This is a genomic window from Ignavibacteriales bacterium (assembly GCA_026390795.1).
Classification (GTDB): Bacteria; Bacteroidota; Ignavibacteria; order Ignavibacteriales; family Melioribacteraceae; genus Fen-1258.
The window spans coordinates 86755-109295 of sequence record JAPLFG010000002.1 but is presented as its reverse complement, the minus strand read 5'-3'; the positions used below and the strand labels follow the sequence as shown (position 1 = coordinate 109295).

The 22541-nt window shown below is 36.8% G+C and carries 19 protein-coding genes; 5 read left to right on the top strand and 14 right to left on the bottom strand.

Features of this window, described 5'->3' with window-relative positions; all coding sequences use genetic code 11:
- Nucleotides 1-93: 93 nt before the first annotated feature.
- Together NTX65_02710 and NTX65_02705 are read right to left on the bottom strand one after the other, a co-directional pair.
- On the bottom strand, nucleotides 94-1332 hold the full coding sequence (locus NTX65_02710) for a glycoside hydrolase family 27 protein (protein ID MCX6168223.1): 1239 nt from the start codon (nucleotides 1330-1332) through the stop codon (nucleotides 94-96).
- Nucleotides 1333-1399: 67 nt separating this feature from the next.
- The gene (locus NTX65_02705; protein ID MCX6168222.1) at nucleotides 1400-2068 is read right to left on the bottom strand and encodes an epimerase; all 669 of its coding nucleotides are present in this window, start codon (nucleotides 2066-2068) and stop codon (nucleotides 1400-1402) included.
- A 322-nt stretch (nucleotides 2069-2390) separates the two neighbouring features.
- On the opposite strand from NTX65_02705, the gene mutS reads away from it, so the two are divergent.
- Genes mutS through NTX65_02685 form a run of 4 tightly spaced genes read left to right on the top strand, consistent with a single transcriptional unit; the run spans nucleotide 2391 to nucleotide 7779 of the window.
- On the top strand, nucleotides 2391-5006 hold the full coding sequence (mutS, locus tag NTX65_02700; GenBank protein ID MCX6168221.1) for a DNA mismatch repair protein MutS: 2616 nt from the start codon (nucleotides 2391-2393) through the stop codon (nucleotides 5004-5006).
- Nucleotides 4993-5667 (top strand): DUF1684 domain-containing protein, encoded by a 675-nt coding sequence (locus tag NTX65_02695; protein MCX6168220.1) that lies wholly within the window; start codon nucleotides 4993-4995, stop codon nucleotides 5665-5667. The genes mutS and NTX65_02695 overlap by 14 nt, the downstream gene beginning before the upstream one ends.
- Nucleotides 5668-5682: 15 nt before the next feature.
- Entirely contained in the window at nucleotides 5683-6696 is a 1014-nt protein-coding gene (gene aroF, locus NTX65_02690; GenBank protein ID MCX6168219.1) for a 3-deoxy-7-phosphoheptulonate synthase, read from the top strand.
- Nucleotides 6697-7779 carry a prephenate dehydrogenase/arogenate dehydrogenase family protein gene (locus NTX65_02685; GenBank protein MCX6168218.1) on the top strand — a complete coding sequence of 361 codons (1083 nt, stop codon included), beginning with the start codon at nucleotides 6697-6699 and terminating at the stop codon, nucleotides 7777-7779.
- Nucleotides 7780-7805: 26 nt separating this feature from the next.
- On the opposite strand, the gene NTX65_02680 is transcribed toward NTX65_02685, so the two are convergent.
- The 8 genes from NTX65_02680 to NTX65_02645 form a co-directional block, all read right to left on the bottom strand.
- Complete coding sequence (locus NTX65_02680; protein ID MCX6168217.1) at nucleotides 7806-8084, bottom strand: type II toxin-antitoxin system mRNA interferase toxin, RelE/StbE family; 279 nt, start codon at nucleotides 8082-8084, stop codon at nucleotides 7806-7808.
- Nucleotides 8081-8311 carry a hypothetical protein gene (locus NTX65_02675; GenBank protein MCX6168216.1) on the bottom strand — a complete coding sequence of 77 codons (231 nt, stop codon included), beginning with the start codon at nucleotides 8309-8311 and terminating at the stop codon, nucleotides 8081-8083. Before NTX65_02675 ends, NTX65_02680 begins: the two co-directional genes overlap by 4 nt.
- A gap of 173 nt (nucleotides 8312-8484) precedes the next feature.
- The gene (locus NTX65_02670; protein MCX6168215.1) at nucleotides 8485-10044 is read right to left on the bottom strand and encodes an FAD-binding protein; all 1560 of its coding nucleotides are present in this window, start codon (nucleotides 10042-10044) and stop codon (nucleotides 8485-8487) included.
- Nucleotides 10045-10299: 255 nt separating this feature from the next.
- Nucleotides 10300-11091 carry an SDR family oxidoreductase gene (locus tag NTX65_02665; GenBank protein ID MCX6168214.1) on the bottom strand — a complete coding sequence of 264 codons (792 nt, stop codon included), beginning with the start codon at nucleotides 11089-11091 and terminating at the stop codon, nucleotides 10300-10302.
- A gap of 154 nt (nucleotides 11092-11245) precedes the next feature.
- Nucleotides 11246-12475, bottom strand: coding sequence for an acetate kinase (locus NTX65_02660; protein MCX6168213.1), 1230 nt, complete (start codon nucleotides 12473-12475; stop codon nucleotides 11246-11248).
- A 16-nt stretch (nucleotides 12476-12491) separates the two neighbouring features.
- The gene (locus NTX65_02655) at nucleotides 12492-13427 is read right to left on the bottom strand and encodes a 3-hydroxyacyl-CoA dehydrogenase NAD-binding domain-containing protein (GenBank protein ID MCX6168212.1); all 936 of its coding nucleotides are present in this window, start codon (nucleotides 13425-13427) and stop codon (nucleotides 12492-12494) included.
- Nucleotides 13428-13625: 198 nt separating this feature from the next.
- Nucleotides 13626-14945 carry an ABC transporter permease gene (locus NTX65_02650; protein ID MCX6168211.1) on the bottom strand — a complete coding sequence of 440 codons (1320 nt, stop codon included), beginning with the start codon at nucleotides 14943-14945 and terminating at the stop codon, nucleotides 13626-13628.
- On the bottom strand, nucleotides 14942-15862 hold the full coding sequence (locus NTX65_02645; protein MCX6168210.1) for an ABC transporter ATP-binding protein: 921 nt from the start codon (nucleotides 15860-15862) through the stop codon (nucleotides 14942-14944). Before NTX65_02645 ends, NTX65_02650 begins: the two co-directional genes overlap by 4 nt.
- 73 nt (nucleotides 15863-15935) lie before the next feature.
- Between NTX65_02645 and NTX65_02640 the strand changes: the two genes are divergently transcribed.
- A complete protein-coding gene (locus NTX65_02640) occupies nucleotides 15936-18524 on the top strand; it encodes a RecQ family ATP-dependent DNA helicase (GenBank protein MCX6168209.1) in 2589 nt (862 codons plus the stop codon).
- Here NTX65_02640 and NTX65_02635 read toward each other — a convergent pair.
- The 4 genes from NTX65_02635 to gap all read right to left on the bottom strand — a co-directional run bounded on the left by NTX65_02635 (nucleotide 18517) and on the right by gap (nucleotide 22436).
- Nucleotides 18517-18816 (bottom strand): DUF4296 domain-containing protein, encoded by a 300-nt coding sequence (locus tag NTX65_02635; GenBank protein MCX6168208.1) that lies wholly within the window; start codon nucleotides 18814-18816, stop codon nucleotides 18517-18519. The genes NTX65_02640 and NTX65_02635 overlap by 8 nt on opposite strands.
- 1 nt (nucleotide 18817) lies before the next feature.
- Nucleotides 18818-19804 carry a rhomboid family intramembrane serine protease gene (locus NTX65_02630; protein MCX6168207.1) on the bottom strand — a complete coding sequence of 329 codons (987 nt, stop codon included), beginning with the start codon at nucleotides 19802-19804 and terminating at the stop codon, nucleotides 18818-18820.
- Nucleotides 19805-20087: 283 nt separating this feature from the next.
- Nucleotides 20088-21287, bottom strand: a complete 1200-nt coding sequence (locus NTX65_02625; GenBank protein MCX6168206.1) for a phosphoglycerate kinase — start codon at nucleotides 21285-21287, stop codon at nucleotides 20088-20090.
- A 90-nt stretch (nucleotides 21288-21377) separates the two neighbouring features.
- Complete coding sequence (gene gap, locus NTX65_02620) at nucleotides 21378-22436, bottom strand: type I glyceraldehyde-3-phosphate dehydrogenase (GenBank protein MCX6168205.1); 1059 nt, start codon at nucleotides 22434-22436, stop codon at nucleotides 21378-21380.
- Nucleotides 22437-22541 lie beyond the last annotated feature (105 nt).

Sequence of the window (22541 nt, the reverse complement as noted above, 5' to 3'; positions counted from 1 at the left end):
TTTTCATATTCACCTCAGACTCTCTATTAAATTATTTATTTAAATAGCTCTTTCTAAAATTCAATACAAAATTATTTTGTAAAGCATTGAACTCTAAAGTTTGTTTAAACGAATCATTAAAACATCATGGCTTTGTAAACTAACATTTAATATCTCACTTGTTGTCCCAAGATTCTTTTTCGCCCATAAATCATAAAGGCTATATTTTGAATTACTGAAATCAGTATCTTTTTTTGAAAGTGTATCAATAACTTTTTCTTTTCCCCAATCAAAGAGAACTTTTTGAGGCCTTGAGTTTCGATTTAATATACACATTGCCCATTGATCTTTAACAAGCGGCTTAAACCAAATTTCAACACCCTCCTTGGAAGAATATTTAAATCCTTGAATCCCAAGAGAGTCTTGATCTACTGATATTACATCTCTATTAATCAATATTTCTTTTGTTTCTTGTTTCATATTTTTTAAATCATTACCGGCAATCAAAGGTGCTGCTAACATGCACCACATTGAAAAATGCGCTCTGTCTTCATTCGTACTCATTCCATTACCGACTTCAAGCATGTCAGGATCGTTCCAATGTCCCGGACCGGCATATTCTCTCAAACCATCTTGCATATCTAGGATATATGTAACACCCCAGGATACCCAGCTTCCGTGATCATTTTTACAATCAAAACATGCATTTATATCTCCCGTTGTTCTCCAAAGATGACCGACATTTTTACCCCACTTCCATGGTTTATTATTTCCCCACTCACACAAGCTAAAAACCACTGGTCTTCCGGCATTGAACAAAGCATCACGCATTGTTTGATAAGCTCCTTCAGCATTTAATCCATCCGTATTACACCAATCATATTTTAAATAATCAATCCCCCATTGCGCATAAGTAATTGCGTCTTGATATTCATATCCCCGGCTTCCAGGTTTTCCGCCGCAAGTTTGGTTGCCTGCATCAGAGTAAATTCCAATCTTTAATCCTTTTGAATGAATATAATCAGCAAGAGCTTTCATTCCGGATGGAAACTTATTCTTGTCTGGATGAATAAATCCAAGACTATCCCTCTTACCATGCCAGCAGTCATCTATATTGATATATTGATATCCGGCGTCTTTCATTCCTGAAGAAACCATCGCATCTACAACATCACGTATAATCTGTTCGTTAACATCACACCCGAATTTGTTCCAGCTATTCCAGCCCATAGGCGGTGTTAATGCAAGTTTGTCAAATTTTTGTCCAGAGATTATTCCAGGAAGAGAAATAAGAAAAAGCATTGACGTTAACTGTATTCTTTTACAAAGCATTCCATTTTTAATGTTTTGCATTTTTCTTCTCCTTATGATAACAGTTTATTCAATTTGATTTTTTATAAAATTTATACAGAAGAACAAATCACTTTTTAATTCCGGCAAGTTCCTCAATATCTTTATTTTCAAGAATTGGTTTGGAATAACCAAGTTTAACTGATTTGAGCATCGCAGTTCCAAGGTCTTCCAGCTTGCAGCCGTGGTTTGGAAGAATAAATTTCATCAAGGGGTAGAAATTTCCAACTACTTTGTATAATGATTTTAAATTTTTCTGTCCTTCAACTGCCTTCATAAATCCGGGTCTGAATAGATAAACAGCTTTAAACGGTAATTTCTTTAAGTGGTTCTCTGTTTTCCCTTTCACTCTTGCCCACATTAAACGTCCTCTTTCTGTACTATCAGTTCCTTCGCCGGATACATAACAGAAAGTCATTTCAGCATTTACTTTAGATAAAGTTGCGGCTGCCTGCATTGTAAGATCAAATGTTAGCCGTGTATAATCTTTTTCATTCATACCGACCGAAGAAACACCGAGACAAAAGAAACATGCATTGTAGCCTACTAAATCTTTTTCAATTGCTGAAAAGTTGAAAAAATCGTTATGAATTATCTCTTTCAACTTTTCATTTTTGATGCCGCATGATCTTCTCCCAATTACTAAGATCGATTCAACATCCGGATCTGAGATTGCCTGAAGAAGAACACCTTCCCCTACCATTCCGCTTGCGCCAAAAATTATTGTTTTGATCGTCATAATTCCCTTATTCTATTTTATAATAGTTGTTAGCTTTTAGCAATTAGCCGTTAGAAAATAATAAAAAAATTATTTATGTGGATGGGCAATATTTTTAAGAGAATTAAAATACTTATAAGAAGAGTTTTGGATATATTTTCAAAATAAGAGACAATTTAATTTCTCAATAAAAGTTGTTACGTGTTAGCGAAGGAAATTAGGGAAAAGAAATGTTTATACTCCTCTGACGGCAAATAGCTAATGGCTAATTGCTAACAGTTAAAAGCTACTTTTGATTCTAATCGCTCATTAAACTATTTTTGACACAAAACTAAAGCAAGCTATGTCGATCACTCCTTTGATGGCACAATATGGAAGGATCAAAGAGAACTATCCGGATACAATTTTGCTTTTCCGAATGGGAGATTTCTTTGAAACATTTGAGGAAGATGCAAAAATCGCATCAAAAGTGCTCGGTATAACACTAACTAAACGAGCTAACGGCGGAGCCGGCGACGTTCCTCTTGCAGGATTCCCGCATCATGCGATTGATACATACTTGCCTAAACTAGTTAGGGCAGGCTATAGAGTTGCCGTCTGCGAGCAGATGGAAAATCCTAAATTTGCAAAAGGTATTGTAAAGCGTGATGTAGTTGAGATTGTAACTCCGGGTGTCGCGATATCCGATAAACTTCTTGATCACAAAAAAAATAATTACCTCCTATCAGTTTATATCGAAAATGAAATTGCGGGAATTGCATTCTGCGATATTTCAACGGGAGAGTTCTCAACATTCGAGGTTATAAGTTCCGAAGCATCACAGCAACTCAGCTCAATAAATCCTTCCGAAATCTTGATTCCCAAAAGACTTAAGCAGGAACTCGAACCTTTGATTCATAAAGCAGTTCCATTGGCTAGAATAACAAAGATTGACGACTGGATTTTCAATTACGAATATTCTTCCGAACTTTTGATGAATCATTTCAACACAAAGACATTAAAAGGATTTGGAATTGAAACATTAAACGCCGGAATATGTGCTGCCGGTGCTGCGTTGAACTACTTACGCGAAACACAGAAAGCAAATCTAACTCACATAAATAAAATTTCGCGTCATAATCCATCCGATTACATGATCCTTGATTATTCGACCAAGCGTAACCTTGAAATTATGTTTACGATGCAGGAAGGCGAGCGTGAAGGTTCGTTGATATCAATTCTTGATAAGACTGCAACTTCTATGGGCGGACGGATGCTGAAGAAATGGATCTCTGCACCGCTGAGAAAATTGGAACCGATATTAAAGAGGCAAGAATCTATTGCCGAACTTCTTCAAAATAAAACTCTTAGAAAAAATTTACAGAATGAATTAAAAGAGATCGGCGATCTTGAGCGGCTGACATCAAAAATTTGTACGGGAAGAGTTAATCCGCGCGAACTTCTTCATTTAAAAACATCGCTTAAAAAAATTCCTCTTATCAAACAACTATTAGATCAGACTTCCGTGGAAACGCTTGTTGCAATTAATCAGCGTTTAAATTCTTTGGATCAGATTGTTGAAAAAATCGAATTAGCAATTGCAGATGATCCGCCGCTTTCTGTTTCCGATGGCGGAGTTATTAGGGACGGATACAGTCCGGAACTTGACGAACTGCGCGGACTATCTACAAATGCGAAAGATTGGATTACAAATCTGCAGAAAACCGAACGTGAAAGGACAAAAATTTCTTCTCTGAAAGTAAGTTACAATAAGGTTTTTGGATATTACATCGATATCAGCAACGCTAACAAAGATAAAGTGCCGGAAAATTATATTCGTAAACAGACCCTGGTAAATAGCGAAAGATTTATCACTCCCGAATTAAAAGAGTATGAAGATAAAATTCTAAATGCGGCAGAGAATATTGGTAATCTTGAATACCAGCTTTTCGATCAAGTTAGAATTGCCTCCGCTTCCGAGACAGAAGCAATCCAGGAGAACGCGCGCTTGATTGCCATGCTCGATTGTTACCAATCATTTTCGGAATGCGCAGACGATTATAAATATGTTTGTCCACAGCTTGATGAATCTGATCAGCTCGAAATTATTGACGGAAGGCATCCAGTTGTTGAAAGAATTCTTCCACCGGGAGAAAAATTTACTCCGAACAACTGCAAACTATCTTCATCCGATGAGCAGATAATATTACTTACCGGACCGAACATGGCGGGTAAATCTGTTTACTTACGCCAAGTTGGATTAATTGTCTTGATGGCACAGATCGGTTCGTTCGTTCCGGCTTCATCTGCAAAGATCGGTTTGATTGATAGAATTTATACACGAGTCGGTGCAAGCGATAATATTTCTGCGGGAGAATCAACTTTTCTTGTTGAGATGCAGGAAGCCGCAAATATTTTGAACAACGCAACCAGCAAGAGTTTAATACTGCTGGATGAACTCGGGCGCGGCACAAGCACGTTTGACGGAATCTCAATTGCTTGGGCAATTACGGAATACTTACATGAAAATCCGAAACTTGCAGCAAAGACTTTATTCGCTACTCACTATCACGAGCTGAATGAGATGGCAACGTTATTCCCCCGCATAAAAAATTTCAAAGTTGAGGTACGTGAGTACGGTGATAAAGTAATTTTCTTACACAAAGTTTCTTCGGGCGGAGCCGATCATAGTTACGGAATTCAAGTTGGACAAATGGCCGGCTTGCCGCTATTCGTAACTAACCGCGCGAAAGAAATTCTTGCTAATTTGGAAAGTAAAGAACTTACTCCTTATGAAATGAAGAAAGCAAAACTTGCAAAGCTAAAAGGTGCTGATGATTTTCAGATCAGTTTATTCGAGATGAAAGATGAAGAATTACGCAAACATATTTCCGATATTTCGATCAACAGTTTAACTCCGCTTGAGGCGTTAAACAAACTTAGCGAACTAAAGAAAAAGATTGATGATGAAAAGAAATAAAAAATATCAAGAACAGGATTACAAGAAAGGGCAAGAAAAGTCATTTCGTTTTTATGATAATGGTCTTGCTCTTATTCTTACTCTCCTTTTGGTTTCATGCGGTAAAAATTATTCTCCAGAACAAAAAATATATATTGATCAAATAGAGAAATTCCGCACAGCAAAAAACGATGAAATGAAAAACGAACCTAATTCCCCTTTTAACAGGAAAGGAAAAATTGAATTTCATGATTTGAAATATTTTGACGTTGATCCTTCATTTGTTTTTACTAGCAAACTTTCTGCGAATAACCCGAAGGATACTGTTACCATCTATGGAACAAAGGGTGAGCCGCGCAAAGCTGTTCGTTACGGTTATATTGATATCAGTTACGAGAACCAACCGTTTAGAATAAATGTTTATCAAGGAAGTACAAGTGCTGGTGATACTTATTATTCAATTTGGTTTACAGATAAGACAACAAATAAAGAGACTTACGGCGTAGGTCGTTATATAGATTTTGAAAAAGTTGATGATCCAAATCATGTTTACACAATCGATTTCAACTTGGCGTATAATCCATACTGCGCATATAATCCAAATTTCTCTTGCGCAATTCCAACAAAAGAAGATTTCATCCCGATTGCAATTAATGCGGGCGAGAAAAAATTTCACGATTAATATTAGGAGTTAACATTGGTAATCATACTCGAAAGAAATGCAACAGAACTTCAGATAGAAAACATAGTTAAACATCTTGAAGGTTTCGGATTTCAGATTCACAGATCGAATGGTGCTGAACGAACTATCATTGGCGCAATCGGGGTAAAACCAAATTTCGACACGCGTAACATTAGCATACTTGACGGCGTTGACGAAGTTTACCGTGTTACTACTCCATATAAATTAGCCGGCAGAAGTTTTCAAGAACACGATACGATTATAAAAATCAAAGATGTTGAACTTGGCGGTAATAAGATTGCGATGATAGCCGGTCCATGTTCGGTTGAAAGTGAAGATCAAATTTTCAGATTAGCTAAAGTCGTTGCTAAATCCGGTGCAAAATTTTTACGCGGCGGCGCATTTAAACCTCGCACATCTCCCTATTCATTTCAAGGAATGGGAGAAGAAGGACTAAAATTGATGCGAGCAGCAGCAGATGAAAACAAATTGTTAGTTGTAACTGAAGTAATGCAGATGGATCAAATCGAATTAATTGATAAATATACGGATGTATTCCAGCTCGGCGCGCGTAATATGCAGAACTTTTCTCTTCTCAAAGAATTAGGAAAAGTTACCAAACCCGTAATGGTGAAGCGCGGCATAGCGGCTACAATTGAAGAATGGCTCATGTCCGCGGAATATATTCTTAACGGCGGTAATAAGAACGTTTTCTTTTGTGAACGAGGCATAAGAACATTTGAGAATTACACACGCAATACATTTGATCTTTCAGCAATTCCGGTTGTTCACAAAAAAAGCCACTTACCGATTATCGCCGACCCGTCGCATGCAACAGGGTTGCGCGATCAGGTTCCGCCGATGGCTCGTGCTGCAGTTGCAGCAGGAGCTGATGGAATAATGATCGAGATTCATGATGATCCGGAAAATGCTCTCTCTGATGGACCGCAAGCTTTGTTGCCGGAGACTTATCTTAAACTAATGGAAGAGCTTCGTTTAATTGCAATTGCAATCGGCAGGACTCTGTAATTGAAAGTCGGGAAGATTGCTATAATAGGTTTGGGATTGATCGGCGGTTCAATTGCAAAATCAATTAGAAGTTTTTCTTCCGACCATAAGATCAGTGCTTTTGATAATCCGGATATTCTCGAGACAGCATTTCAGCAAAAAGTTATCGACCAAAAATTATCTTCATTTGAAGACGCTCTTGATGCGGATCTGATATTTATATGTCTCCCGGTTGATTTGTCAATTACTGTTTTCGAAAAACTAGCCGGCAGAATTAGATCCGGTCAGATTCTTACAGATGTTTGCGGAGTGAAATCCGTCTTCCAAGAAATTTGGGATTCCAAAGAGAGAAACGGATTTTACATCGGCGGACATCCGATGACGGGAAAAGAGAACAGCGGTTTTGAGAATTCCAATCCCCTTTTATTTGAAAACTGTGTTTACATCTTAAATGAAGCAGCGGCGGATTTGCCGGTAATTGATTCATTCACGGAAATAATTCATAAACTTGGCGCGAAGATTACTTTTCTCAACCCGAAGGTGCACGATATAATTGTTGCTTCGGTCAGTCATCTCCCCCAGTTGGTTTCGGTTTCGTTGATCAACTCTGCAAATTTCAAAGAGAGTGCAATAAACTTTTTCGATTTCGCCGCCGGCGGATTTAGAGATATGACTCGGATTGCTTCCAGCGAATTTAGAATCTGGGAACCGATCATTAAACAAAACAAGAAAAATATTATTCAGGCGGTTGATAATTTTATTTTGGATCTGGAACAGATTAAAAAATCTGTAGCAAAAGAAGATTACAAAAAGCTTGCGGAAAAATTTGAGAGTGCGAGAATTAAGCGTGATGAAATTCCAAAATCGAATAAAGGATTCATCAACCAGATCTATGATCTATTCGTATTTGTGAAGGATGAACCGGGAGTTATAAGTAAAATTTCCACAGCGCTTTTTGAAAATAAGATTAACATCAAGAACATAGAACTTCTGAAAATACGGGAAGGGTCCGGCGGTACATTCAGGGTTGCATTTGAAAGCGAAAGTGATGCTGAGAAAGCAAAAGATGTAGTTGAAAAGTTAGGTTTTTCAACTAAACTTTAAAAAAAGCGCATAACAACTGTGCAGTATTAATATACTTCATCATGAGTTCCGAGAGTTATTAATAGAATTGTCTGAACATTATTATCATCTTCAAGAGTAAAAATAATTCTACAATCATATCCGCAAGAACAAGCATAACATCCTAATAGCTCACCAGAAAGTTTATGTGTTTTTAGCCTAACATCATATATATCTATTTCTAAAAGCCGTATAGAAGAATCAATTTGCTCTTGTAAAAGAGGAATTTTTCCAACAATCTTTTTGTATGCTTTCTTAAAATGAGGTGATAAAACTAACTTATTCAATTGTTGTCTGGTTCGGATAGTGAATTATGAAGTTTATCTATAATTTGTTTCGAATCTGAAGGAGTCAGTTTACCTGTATTATAAAGATTTTTAGATTCTCTTACTTCTGCTGCTATCTCTTTTCTTCTTTCTTCTATAGTTTGTTTTTTAAGTATTTCTATCAACATCTCTTTATCGGCGAGCGATAACTGTCTGGCGCTGTCTAGTGCCTGATCCAAGTTTATCATTTTTAGTCCTTTCTTTAACCGAAGTAAATATAACTTTTTATCGTAAAAAATGTTACGTCAAAGAAATTGAACTTCTAAATATCTGGGAAGGGTCCGGCGGTACATTCAGGGTTGCATTTGAAAGCAAGGCTGATACCGACAATGCAAGAAAACTAATTGAACAATTCGGCTTCTTAACAAAAATCTAAAAACCTACAAACCGCCTCGGCACTTCTCTCTCCATCAATTGCGGCAGAAACAATTCCGCCGGCGTAACCGGCTCCCTCACCGCAAGGGAATAATCCTTTAACTTCGACATGCATAAGTGTTTCATTATCGCGCGGAATTCTTATTGGCGAGCTTGTACGTGTCTCAGCAGCAAGTATCTGCGCTTCTTCGGTGAAATATCCTTTCATTTTTTTATCAAAGATGATTAAACTTTTCCTTAATCCATCTGAAATTTTCTTCGGTAGAATTTCATGAATCGGCGAGCTGATTGTCCCGGGAATATATGATGAATCCGGAAGTGTCTGAGACAATTCTCGATTTACGAAATCAGTAATTCTTTGTGCCGGTGCTCGTTGAGTTTTACCACCGGCATCGAATGCAATTCGTTCAATCTCTTTTTGAAATTCCAATCCGGCAAATACATTATACGTTTTATAATCAGTCCAATCTCTTTCATCAACAGAAACTACTAATCCGGAATTTGCAAATGGAGAATCGCGTCTTGAAACACTCATTCCGTTTAGGACAAGCTCATTCGGTCCTGTTGAAGCCGGAATTATTATTCCTCCCGGACACATACAAAAAGAATAAACGCCTCGGTTATCTACTTGACATGTTAAATTGTAATTTGACGCCGGTAAGTTTTGATTCCGCTCAGTTGTATGATACTGAATTTCATCAATCAATTTTTGTGGATGTTCAATACGAACTCCAACTGCAAATGGTTTTGCTTCAATTTTTATATTGTGACGATCCAACAGATAATAAATATCACGCGCGGAATGCCCGGTTGCTACTATCAAGGAATCACCGATGAATTCATCCTCACCATTAACAATAACACCTTTAATTTTTCTCTCTTCTTTAATCAAATCTGTTACTCGAGATTCAAAATGAATTTCACCGCCGCAATCTAGAATTGTTTTCCTTATTGCACTAACAACCTGCGGTAGTATGTTTGATCCGATATGAGGATGTGCATCAATCAAGATTTCTATTGGTGAACCGTGCTGAACCAATATATTTAAAATCCGGTTTACATCCCCGCGTTTGGTAGAACGTGTATAAAGTTTTCCATCGCTATAAGTACCGGCACCTCCTTCACCAAAACAATAATTTGAATCCGGGTTCACTTTACCAAATTGCTGAATTTCTCTCAGATCTCTTCTGCGTGTCTGTACATCTTTCCCACGTTCAAATATGATAGGTTTAATTCCCAACTCGATCAAACGTAAAGCAGCAAACATTCCAGCGGGACCCATTCCAACAATTAAAACTTGCTTACCGTTTTTGATATGTGAAAAATTAATTGGAGAAAATAGTTCAGTTGGTTCTTCGTTTATATAAACAATTGCTTTTGTTCTATAAATAGGATTCTTGCTGCGTGCATCAACAGAGCGGCGTATAATTTGAACAGCGGTAATCTCTTCGATATTAAGTTTGAGCTTTTGAGCTGCGAGATTTTTTTGATAAGAATAATCGTTTATAAAACCGGGTGGAATTACTAATTCAATTTCTTTTTTCATGTTGTCCTCTGTTTTGAGGAAAAAGCTCTATAATTGATAATTGCGAATTGAGAATGGAAAATTATTTTTCTTTCAGTTTCTTAATAAATTGTTTAAATGAATCCTTGATTTAATAATCTTCTTAAACATTGAGTAAACATAATTTAACTATTCTTGTTCCGATCCGAAAACTTTTTTGAAGAATTGGATTTCCATATTGACAATTTTTTTCAAATATTCTCATAGAATTAGCAATTCTAAATTGACAATTCTCAATTAATAAGTTGATTTAATTACTCCGCCGTCTACAGCAATCGTCTGCCCGTTTATATATCCGGCTTGTTCCGAAGCGAGATAAACAATGAGTGATGCAACTTCTTCCGGACTTGCCAAGCGCTTCATCGGGACATCATTAGACATTGATTCTAAAATTTTCTCCGGTGTTGTATTTGCGATTTTTGCGCGGCTCTCAGCTAATTCATGCAGACGGGATGTAAGTGTATACCCGGGTGCAACATTATTAACAGTAATATTGTATTTGCCAACTTGATTGCTTAAAGTTTTTGCGAAACCGGTTACAGCACTTCTTAGAGAATTGGAAAGGATTAAATTATCAACCGGTTGTTTTACAGAGAGCGAAGTGATATTTATTATTCGCCCGGAATTTTTTGCTTTCATACCGGGAAGAACAAGACGGGTAAAACGAATCGTACTCATCAAAACTTGTTCAAATGCATTTTCCCAGCTTTCATCATAGAGGTCCTCGAAAAATCCAGGTACAGGTCCTCCGCAATTATTTACAAGTATATCAATGTCACCTAAATTCTTTCTTACAACACCGACAGTATCTTCAATATCTTGCGGTTCGTTAATATCACAAAGATCCCATAACGGCTCAACGCCATAAGATGATTTAATTTCGAGTGCAGTTTTTAAAAGATTTTCTTTGTTGTGAGAACAGATTGCTACTTTGCATCCTTCTTTAATGAATAACTCAGCAGTCTTTCTGCCGATACCACTGCTTGATGCAGTAACTAAAACTGTTTTTCCTTTTATCTGTAAATCCATCTCCAACCCGCTAAATTATTGTTAGATGCAATTTAAGATTTTTTACAGTTGGAATAAAATTTTTTGATTCTTGTTAAGGCAGGAAGAAATTATAGAAATAATTTTAAAGCCGAGAGAACAAACCCGCAGATTACTCTGCGGGCAAATAGTCTAATTAATGCGCACTTGCGGCTAGTTTAACAGCGAGTTCACCATTTACAATTTCTTCAGTATCAAGGGCTATGACTAACTCTTCATTGGTCGGAATTCTGAGTACACTTACTTTTGAGTCAGCTGTAGAAATTTTGCATTCCCCTTTTACATTTTTGTTTGCTTCTTCATCAAGTTTAATTCCGAGAAATTCTAAATTGGAGCATGAATTTTGTCGAACCATAATTGAGTTCTCGCCAATTCCACCGGTGAAAACAACAGCATCAAGTCCTCCCATTGCTGCCGCGTAAGCGCCAATATATTTTTTGATTCTATAAGTGAAAACATCGAAGGCATATTTTGCTTTTTTATTCCCCTCTCCAACAGCTTCTTCAATCTCACGCATGTCGCTGCTTTCACCGCTAATTCCAATTAATCCACTATGCTTATTAAGAAGAGTGTTGGCCTCAGAAAGTGAAAGTCCTTCTTTAGCCATGATGTAAAGAATTACAGAAGGATCCATATCGCCGCTTCTGGTTCCCATGATCAAGCCTTCAAGAGGAGTAAAACCCATAGTAGTATCAACCGATCTTCCACCGTCTACAGCAGCCATCGAACAACCATTACCAAGATGTGCAGTAATTATTTTCAATTCCTCAATTGGTTTACCCAGCATTTTTGCCGCACGTTCGGAAACAAAACGATGAGATGTACCGTGAAATCCATAACGGCGTATTTTATATTTTTTATATAGTTCATAAGGAATACCATACAAGTAAGCTTGCGGCGGCATCTTAATATGAAATGATGTATCGAAAACTCCGACTTGAGGAGTATTCGGCAGATGACTCTTTGCTGCTTGAATACCTTTAATGTTAGGCGGATTATGAAGCGGTGCAAGTTCTATATTATCTTTTAGAGCTTTCATGACAAGATCGGTAATCAAAACTGATCCGGAGAAAGTCTCGCCGCCGTGCACAACGCGGTGACCGACCGCGTCAATTTCATTTTTATCTTTAATGACTCCATGATTTGGTGAAAGTAGTACTGCGACCACATATTCAATAGCGATTGTATGATCAAGTATTTCACCAACAATTTTAATCTTATCTTTTTCATGCGGCTGATGTGTTAAGATGGCGCTCGTCATACCAATACGTTCAACCATCCCTTTTGCCAATGTAATTTTTGCCGTTGTATCTATAAACTGATATTTGATTGACGAACTTCCGCAATTAAGAACCAAAACTTTCATTTCTTCCTCAGAATAATTAGTTGATTATTTTTCCGTCTGCATCATATTTAAAAAATCCTTCGCCGGTTTTCTTGCCTAGTTTTCTTTCCCTTACAAGTTTGCGAAGAATTGGACAAGGACGATAGCGGGGTTCTCCTAAAGTAGTCCATAAAGTTTCCATCCACGCCAGAACTTCATCAAGTCCCATCGAGTCAGCCATTTCAAGTGGACCTGTATTAAAGTTGTAGCCAAGCCGCATTGCAGTATCAATATCTTTTGCGCTTGCAAGCCCTTCAAGAAGAATATGCATCGCTTCATTGAGAAGAGGAACTATCGCACGCGTTGTTACAAATCCGGGATATTCATAAACTTCAACAGCGGTTTTACCGATGCGTGCTGCAAATTTTTTGCTAACTTCAACTGTTTTATCGGATGTATCTAACGCACGTACTAATTCAACTAACGGAACTTTTGGTACCGGATTTAAGAAATGCATTCCGATAATTTTGTCGCGGCGTTTTGTTACTTCGGCAATTTTGGTCAAACTAAGAGTGGAGGTGTTTGAGACAAAAATTGTTTCGGGTTTTGCAATCGCATCAAGTTCTTTAAATATTTTTTTCTTTAGATCATAATTCTCATCAACAGCTTCAATAACCAGATCGCATTCCGGAATTTCGTTCATGTCGATTGTCCATTTGATTCTGCTAAGAACAGATTTTAATTCACTCTGAGTCATTGCCCAGCGGGCAATCTCTCGTTCCATCGAAACTTTCAGACTTTCCTTTGCTTTCGCAATCTGCTCTTCATCCCGTTCTACTAGAAGAACATCAAGCCCGGCATTAGCAATTGTTTGAGCAATTCCTTGTCCCATCACTCCGGCGCCTATAATGGCTACATAATCGATTCTTCCTGTCCCCTCGATTTTGGATGATTCACCGAGCAAATCTTCTAATTTCAATTTTTCTTCTGCCATTCTTTTTTCTCTGTTTTTTTATTAAGTGCTAAATTTTACATGTAAAGATACCTAAAAACCAAAATAGAAACTTTAATGCGCAACAATTATACCAGAGAATAACTTTGAAAAGAGGTAAGAATGAGACGGGTAAATTAATTTTTATCAAAAATAAAAATTATCCAAGCAACAATGAGAATAACCAGGCGACGTTAAATTTTAAATAATCCCTCTACGGAACCGAATTAGTGCATAGGAATTAATCAAGAATGCAATGGCAAGAAGAATCAAAACGTTCTCGGCAATTCCAGAAAAGTTTGAATGACGCCATAATACTTGTAGAAATCCTTCCATTGACCAGTAAGTTAAAGTCCCTTTGGAGATAACTTGCATCCAGTCCGGTAAAAAAGAAGTTGGAAACCAAGAACCGCCAAGAGCAGACATCACTAAAATAAGAAGTGTTGAAATTCCGTTGGCTTGGCTATAGGTAGTACTGATTGATGTAATCAGCATTCCGAATGAAACGGCAGCCGCAGCCGATGCAATAATCAATATTAATAAGTTTCCAAAATTTGCAAATATTTCCACACCAAAAAGTGCCCATGAAAAGATGAACATTACTAGCAATTGAATTACGCCAAGAATAATTGCGTAGATATATTTACTCCAAAGTATATGCGCACGAGTAACCGGCATACAGAGCAGACGCTTAAGGGTTCCTTCATTTTTTTCTTCAAAGATTGAAGTTGCGGCTCCAGTCAGCGAAAAGAGAAGGAACATCATTGCCCAGCCGCCTACAGAACGGGTTAAACCCGGATTTGTTATTTTTTTACCAACAAGCTGCTCGCTATCAAATTTGATTACATTTGACATGAAATTTACTTCACTGCTTGTATCTTTTGAACTCGAGAATAAAGAAGCCGAATCAATTTGAGTCCATTTCTTCATAAACGAATCCGGTGATTCACCGTAAAATTGATGCACTACATTGCTAATTCCTTTCATGAAACGCGAGGTACTGTCTTTACCAAGATATGAGATTGATCTTCTTTGAAGAAGTATCGGTATCATTTTAGGAATAGCCGTAAAAATTAACTGCTGCATATTTCCTTGAATGATATTGGATTCGATTTCATTTTTGGGATCGTAATAGAATTTAAATTTAATTGCAGTTGAAGTATCCGTGAAGAAATCTTTTGGCATTACAACAGCGGCGGATATTTTTCCTGTACGCACCCACTCTTTTGCTGTTTCTTCATCAAATTTGATCGAGTCTTTTCCGTTTTCAGCAACATAAGTTTTTACCGGCAAGAGTGCTTTGGAAGAATCCAATTTTGTCTCGAACAGTTTTGCAACAATTGAATTGCTTTCATTTACCAATATCAAACTTGCCTTACCGCGTGTTCCTCCATCACCGCCGAAAATATTTCCAAAAATTATTATCAATACCATCGGAACAAGGAAGGTTAGAATTACTGCACGTTTATCGTTTAAAAATCTTGCGGCATCTTTTTGAACTAATCGGATTATCGTTCTCAATCTCTCAAACTCCTTCCGGTTAAATTTAGAAACACGTCTTCAAGAGTAGCGCGGCTGATCTGGATAAAATCGTTCGGTATTCCTATTTCTTCCAGCTTACCAAAAATTTTTGAATTTTTCTCATATCCATCTTTCGGCATCAATTCAAAGTAAAAATCGAATTCATTTACCAGTCCCATCTCGCGGAGTGCCGAAAGTTTGTTTTGCGTTAGAGCAGTTTTTTGAATTTTTATTGTGTCTTTCCTATTGAGAAGGTTGATCAATTCAACCAATGTTCCAATTGCAATAATATTTCCGTGATCAATTATTGCAAGGCGTGAGCAGAGCCGTTCCGCTTCTTCCATGTAATGTGTTGTATAAACTATTGTTTTACCGGATTTATTTAACTCACTGAGCATATCAAAGATTGCATTTCTGGATTGAGGATCTACGCCAACAGTCGGTTCATCGCATAACACAATTTCCGGATCGTGAAGTAAACTTGCAGCAAGATTCAGTCTGCGCTTCATCCCGCCGGAAAATTCCTTTACCTGATCTTTCTTTCTATCTTTTAGCTGAACCAGGTCAAGTACATATTCAATTTTGCTCTCAAGTTTTTTTGAAGTAATACCGTACAATTCGCCGAATATTTTCAAGTTTTTATATGCGCTTAGTTCAAGATAAAGCGAGACTTCTTGCGGAACGTATCCAATCTTTTTACGCAACTGAATATTTTGTGAAGAGATTTTTTCTTCACCGATATAAACTTGCCCGCTATCTGCTTCAAGATAACCGATGATAATATTCATCAAAGTAGATTTGCCGGCACCATTCGGTCCAAGAAGTCCAAAAAACTCACCTTTCGGAATAGTTAGACTAACGTTGTTAAGGGCATTGATGTTTTCAAAGTTTTTTATGATATGATTGATTTTAAGCATATTTAATCAACTATTTTTATTTTGGCTTAAAGATAATTGCTTATGTTAATAGATCAAACAAAAATTAATATTGATGCGCTCTAAAGAAATTCTGCAAAAATTTTTTGGTTATACCGAGTTTAAACCGGCTCAAGAAGAAATAATTAGTACAATTCTAAATGGTGAAAGCGTACTTACTATTCTTCCTACCGGCGGCGGTAAATCACTATGTTATCAAATTCCCGCACTTATGTCCCCCGGTTTTTCAATTGTTATTTCTCCTCTAATTGCTTTGATGAAAGATCAAGTGGATTCGATCAACAAAATTGAGACTGTTGCGGCATTCATTAACAGTTCATTAGACTCACATGAGATAGAGAAAGTTTTGCAAAGTTTGGCAAACGGGAAAATAAAGATCTTATATGTTTCGCCTGAAAAAATTTCTAATAGATATTTTGCCGAGCGATTAAAATCGCTTAGACCTTCCAATCTATTTGTCGATGAAGCACATTGTATCAGCGAGTGGGGACACAATTTTAGACCAAGCTATAGGAAGATTAAAGAGTTTGTAGAATTTATCGGACTAAATAATGTTTCTTCTTTCACGGCAACTGCAACCGAAGATGTAAGGAAAGATATTATTGATCAACTTGGATTGAAGAATCCCAAAGTTTTTGTACGCGGATTTGAAAGAGAAAATTTTCATTTAAATGTTATTCACACTCAACACAAAAAAGAAAAAGTTGCAGAGTTGTTGAAAGGAAGAAAAGAACCAGCAATAATCTACACCGCAACTAGGAAATCTGCCGAGGAAGTCAGTGAATTCTTAAGGAGCAACCGGATTGATTGTACGTACTATCATGCGGGACTTGCTGCTGAACTCCGCAGAATGATTCAAGATGATTTTTTATCCGGCAGGGTTAAAGTGATTGCTGCAACGAATGCATTCGGAATGGGAATAGACAAAAGCGACATTCGTACTATTTTCCACTATAACATGCCCGGCACAATAGAAAATTATTATCAAGAAATAGGGAGAGCGGGACGGGACGGGAAAGATGCATCGATTTATTTATTATATGATGAACGCGACAAATTAATTCAGGAATATTTTATTGCAAGTTCGAGTCCATCCCGCCAGCAGATTGAAGATGTGTATCAATTGATTTGCAATTCCGGTAAGGTTGCCGTTGGAAACATTCCGGATAAGGAAATCCCGCTAGATAAGAATTTTCTTTCTCTGCTTGCGGTAAAAAAAATAAACCATGCACTAACTAACGCTTCTATCAAAATTCTAGAAGAGTCAGGTTACATACGCCACAGATCGGATTTTGAGAATAAACATTACGGACAATTTCTTCTTGAGCCGAACCGTCTTAACCAATTTGCCAAGAGTTTTACCGATGCGGAATTAAAAGATCTGATTCTTCTTCTCGCACGTGAATATGGAAGTAAAATTTTTAATACGAAAACACAAATTGGGGTTGACAAATTATCTCGACTTCTGGAGATTTCCGAGGATTCAATCATTGATCTTCTGCAAACATTGGGCAGAGCCGGGATTTTTTCTTATGATATTCCGTCACTATTCCCTTCTGTTAAATTGATTACACCCCGAATTGAAGCGAAGTATATTCAGCTCAATCTTGAAAAAGCCAGAATGCTTACCGAACATGCTAAGTCAAAACTTGATAAGATGGTTCGTTATGCCTTTACGGATCAATGCCGATTTAATTACATTCTTGAATATTTTGGTCAGTTCGATACAAATTACAAATGCGGTAAATGTGATGTTTGTACCGGTTCCATTCAAGCTTCAGCAACAACTCTGGAATATTTGGAAGAGATAATTCTGCAGACAATTCACGAGTCAAAAAAACCGATTAAAAAGAAGAACTTAATTCAGATTCTTACCGGTAAAACTGATTTAGCTTCATTGAAAAAGTTTACGACTTTCAACACATGCACACATTTTAGAAAAGATGAAATAGAAATTTCAATTTCTAAACTTGTTAATTCTAAATTGATTCACAGTATAAATGATGTTTTATCCCTCACGGATATAGGCATAAGTAATTTTTTAATACCTGAAGAAGAAGTCGCCTCCAATGCGGGAGTTGGTGAATATGAAGAAGAACTCAAACTATTTAATCTCCTTAGGCAGATAAGAAAAGAAGCAGCAGATAAATTTGGTCAGAATGCCAACCTAATTTGTTCCGATGATATTTTGCGAGAAGTTGTCAGACTTAAACCAAGTACACATTCCGGCTTGCTAAATGTTGAAGGATTTAGCCAGCGTATGTTTAACAAAATTGGTGATGATTTTTTAAATGTCCTTAAAATATTCGGTGACTCTAAAAACTTGACTGATATGATGAAGCAAAAAAAGCTTCCAGAAAATATATTAAAAGTTCTTGAACTCGTTCAGAAAAAATATTCATTAGCCGATATTGCCTCACTAACAAAACTACCGGAGTCTATTGTTTCAACTCAGATTGAGACCTTAATAGAAATGCAGCCTAATCTGGAAGTTGACTTTCTTTTTGACAAGAACGAATTGAAAGAGATAAATAAAATTATTAGTGAAGGCACAACTGATTTAAAATTATTAAGGGAGGCGTTCAGCAATAAAATCAGTTATGCAAAATTGAGAATTGCTGTTGCAAAACGAAGGGTTAATTAATTGTATTATTCTTTTTTAGATCGTTTAAGTAATCGTTTGCTTTCTTAAAAAAGTCAGCCCATTTTACTTTATCATCGGAATATTTTTCGAGTTCCGCCTCAAAATCTTTTTTAGTTATTTTATATTTATTAAAAATCGATTCTTTATGAATGCGCAATGAATCGGCATTGGCGGAATATGTCTCGGCTGCAATTATGTTCTCCACATAAACTTTCACTAAAACTTCTTCCGGAATCTTCTCACTGCTGCAAGCGAAAGCTAAGATGAAAAGCGAAAGAAATATTAATGCCAAATTATTTTTTCTTGCTGGCTTCAAATAAAATTTTCTTTTCACGGTCAGATAATTTTTGGTATCCGCTCTGGCTAATCTTATCAAGTATTTTATCAATTTCCTCTTGAGAAACGGTCTCGTCTTCTTTCCGGCTATCATTTATATCATAAAACTTTGCATCTTCAACATCGGCCTGTTTAAACGGATTTTTCCGGAAAGCTTTTTGGAAACCGCCTGCAGAAAAGTTATTACTAGATTTTTTAAAAGAGCTAAAAATATTTTTTTTACTAAATTCATTTTTGCGGTTAATTAGAATTAGAATGACACCGGTTATAGCGCCACCGATATGAGCTAAATGTGCTACTACGCTTTGATTTCCAACCGACATGAATTCTATAACAACCAAAATCGCCATTAAATATTTTGTCTTTATCGGAATCAAAAAGTATATGAACACATAGCGGTCCGGGAAGTACATGGCAAATGCAATCATAACTCCAAAAACAGCTCCGGAAGCCCCAATTGTTGGTCCTGTCACTTCAGATAGCATTGGGGGAAGTATTATTTGAAATAGGCCCGCACCTAATCCGCATGCTAAATAAAAAATTAAGAACTTTTTGGAACCCATTATATGTTCAATTTCCATTCCGAACATCCAGAGCATAAACATATTAAAAAATATGTGGGTAAGATTAGCATGCATAAATTGATATGTTATCAATTGCCACGGATAAAAATTCGCTGGTATCGCACCCATTATTCGTCCAAAATTATCTAAAATTGGTACCATACCATTACTTAATTGGATTAAACCAAAATACTTAGTGATAATATCTCCATAAGTCACTGGTTGTCCTGCGGAGAAATAACCGTATACAAACATTTGTGAAATTATTTGTATGAAATAAACCACACCATTCGTAATTAATAAATATTTCAATACAGGCGGAAAGAAGCTGAAGCCGCTCATTCCGGATGGTCGGTAATAATCTCTTGAATCTAATCCCATTTATATTCCAATTAAATTTATAATCATTTTTTTCAGTTGCGGAAACATACGCAATTATGAATAGAATAAGAGCAAGATTATGATTAAGATAAAGAACAAGAATATATCTTTCTCTTAAAAACATCTAACAAAATCCAACATTTGTCCTTGCGAGCGAAGCGAAGCAAACTATAGTTAGCTTTTTGTCTAAATTAAGATTGCTTCGTTATTTTCCCGAAAGGGATCCCTTAGGGACATTCCTCGCAATGACCATCAAGAAATAATATTTCAGAAGTCTATCTAATTATTTATCATCATTTAATGCTTCAACGCCGGGTAAAATTTTTCCCTCAAGAAATTCTAAGGAAGCACCGCCTCCTGTTGAAACGTGAGAAACTTTATCATCAAGTCCGGCTTTTTTAATTGCAGCAGCAGAATCACCGCCGCCAATAATTGTTATAGACCCATTTTTGGTTGCTTCTGCTAAAGCTCCGGCAATCTCATCAGTCCCATTCGCAAAATTATCAAATTCAAAAACTCCCATCGGTCCATTCCAAATAATTGTCTTGCTGGAAAGAATTATTTTTTTGAATTCTTCAATTGTCTTCGGTCCAATATCTAAACCCATTTTGTCTGATGGAATTTTATCCGCATCAACTACAGTTGAAAGAGATTCATTCTTAAATTCAGCGGCAACTAAATTATCTTTTGGTAACAATACTTTTGCTTTGGAAGTTTTAAATTTTTCCAGCATCTGTTTAGCAAGATCAACTTTTTCTGCTTCAAGAAGAGAAGATCCAATTTCATATCCCAATGCTTTATAAAAAGTATAAGCCATTCCGCCGCCGATTAAAAGATTATCCACTTTCGGAAGTAGATTATCTATTACATCAATCTTACCGGAGATTTTAGACCCGCCGAGAATTGCAGTGAATGGACGAACCGGATTTGCAATAGCTTCTCCAAGATAGTCTAACTCTTTCTGCATCAAATATCCCGCAGCGCAAATTTTAATATACTTGGTTACACCCTCGGTGGATGCATGCGCACGGTGTGCACTGCCAAAAGCATCATTAATATAAACATCACCAAGTTCGGCAAGCTGTTGGGCAAATTCAGGAACATTTTTTTCTTCTTCAGGATGAAATCGTAAATTTTCCAGAAGCAATACTTGACCGTCTTGCAGCGAATTAACAATTGCTTTTACCTGATCGCCAATACAATCAGGCGCAAATTTCACATCCATATCGAGCAATTCACCAAGACGAACAGCCACCGGTTTCAAACTATATTTTGGATTCGGACCTCCCTTTGGTCTTCCAAGATGGCTCATCAAAATACAACGTCCGCCGTCACCAATGATTTTTTTGATAGTCGGCAAAGCAGATGTAATTCTAATATCATCGGTAATTTTCAAATTCTCATCGAGCGGGACATTAAAATCGACCCGGACAAGAACACGCTTTCCTTTCAAACCAACTTTGTCAATACTCATTTTTTTCATTTTAATCCTCCACTGCAAATACAAAATTCCTAAAAAAAAGACGCAGCCAAAACATTATGGTCTGCGTCTTGGCTAAAATGCTTAATGCAATTATTTAATCATTTTTAATAATAGATCAACTACACGGCATGAATAACCCCATTCGTTATCATACCATGAAACAACTTTAAAAAATCTTTTCTCGCCTTTCAAATTGTTACCTACGGTCGCTAATGAATCATAGATGGAAGATCTTTCATCATGAACAAAATCTGTTGAAACAACTTCCTCATTACAATAACCGAGAATTCCTTTTAAATAAGTTTCAGAAGCTTTTTTCATAAGCTTATCAATTTCTTCAATTGATGTATCTTTTTCTGAACGGAAAGTCAGATCAACAACAGATACATCGGCTGTTGGAACACGGAACGACATACCGGTAAGTTTGCCTTTTGTTTGAGGTAAAACTTCGCCAACGGCTTTTGCTGCGCCTGTGCTTGATGGGATAATATTAATTGCGGCAGCACGGCCCCCTCTCCAATCTTTTTTCGATGGTCCGTCAACAGTCTTTTGAGTTGCAGTATAAGAATGAATCGTAGTCATCAAACCACTTTCGATACCGATCCCTTCTTTCAAAAGAACATAAACGACCGGGGCTAAACAATTTGTTGTGCAGGAAGCATTGGAAACAATAGTATGCTTTGCTGCATCATATTCATTATCGTTGACACCCATAACCAATGTTTTAACATCGCCTTTACCGGGGGCTGAAATTAATACTCTTTTTGCACCTGCAGCAATGTGTCCCTTTGCTTTTTCTGAATCTGTGAATAATCCCGTAGATTCAATTACGATATCAACACCCAGATCTTTCCACGGTAATTGTGACGGATCTTTCTGCGCCATAACGCATTTGATCTTATTACCATTTACAACTAGAACATCGTCTGCTTCAACAGCGGTAGAACTTTTTTCACTTCCGATTGTTCCTTTAAATTTTCCATGAACAGAATCGTATTTCAACTGATAAGCAAAATATTTCGCATCCGTACTTACATCAACAACAGCAACCACATCGACATCCTTTCCGAGATGACCCTTATCTGCCAATACGTTGATAATTTGTCTTCCGATTCTTCCAAATCCATTAATACCGATTTTTACAGCCATTTTAGTACTCCTTCAATACATTAGAATAAATTCGGGTGTAAATATAGTTAAACGAGTTTGAAGTTTCAATTTAAGAATAGGAGATAAATAATTTTAAGATAATGA

Bases quoted from the DNA above. Each gene is read 5' to 3' on its own strand.
- NTX65_02710 (MCX6168223.1), bottom strand. From the start codon at position 1,332: ATGCAAAACATTAAAAATGGAATGCTTTGTAAAAGAATACAGTTAACG.
- NTX65_02705 (MCX6168222.1), bottom strand. From the start codon at position 2,068: ATGACGATCAAAACAATAATTTTTGGCGCAAGCGGAATGGTAGGGGAA.
- mutS (MCX6168221.1), top strand. From the start codon at position 2,391: ATGTCGATCACTCCTTTGATGGCACAATATGGAAGGATCAAAGAGAAC.
- NTX65_02695 (MCX6168220.1), top strand. From the start codon at position 4,993: ATGAAAAGAAATAAAAAATATCAAGAACAGGATTACAAGAAAGGGCAA.
- NTX65_02675 (MCX6168216.1), bottom strand. From the start codon at position 8,311: ATGATAAACTTGGATCAGGCACTAGACAGCGCCAGACAGTTATCGCTC.
- NTX65_02670 (MCX6168215.1), bottom strand. From the start codon at position 10,044: ATGAAAAAAGAAATTGAATTAGTAATTCCACCCGGTTTTATAAACGAT.
- NTX65_02665 (MCX6168214.1), bottom strand. From the start codon at position 11,091: ATGGATTTACAGATAAAAGGAAAAACAGTTTTAGTTACTGCATCAAGC.
- NTX65_02660 (MCX6168213.1), bottom strand. From the start codon at position 12,475: ATGAAAGTTTTGGTTCTTAATTGCGGAAGTTCGTCAATCAAATATCAG.
- NTX65_02655 (MCX6168212.1), bottom strand. From the start codon at position 13,427: ATGGCAGAAGAAAAATTGAAATTAGAAGATTTGCTCGGTGAATCATCC.
- NTX65_02645 (MCX6168210.1), bottom strand. From the start codon at position 15,862: ATGCTTAAAATCAATCATATCATAAAAAACTTTGAAAACATCAATGCC.
- NTX65_02640 (MCX6168209.1), top strand. From the start codon at position 15,936: ATGCGCTCTAAAGAAATTCTGCAAAAATTTTTTGGTTATACCGAGTTT.
- NTX65_02630 (MCX6168207.1), bottom strand. From the start codon at position 19,804: ATGGGATTAGATTCAAGAGATTATTACCGACCATCCGGAATGAGCGGC.
- NTX65_02625 (MCX6168206.1), bottom strand. From the start codon at position 21,287: ATGAAAAAAATGAGTATTGACAAAGTTGGTTTGAAAGGAAAGCGTGTT.
- gap (MCX6168205.1), bottom strand. From the start codon at position 22,436: ATGGCTGTAAAAATCGGTATTAATGGATTTGGAAGAATCGGAAGACAA.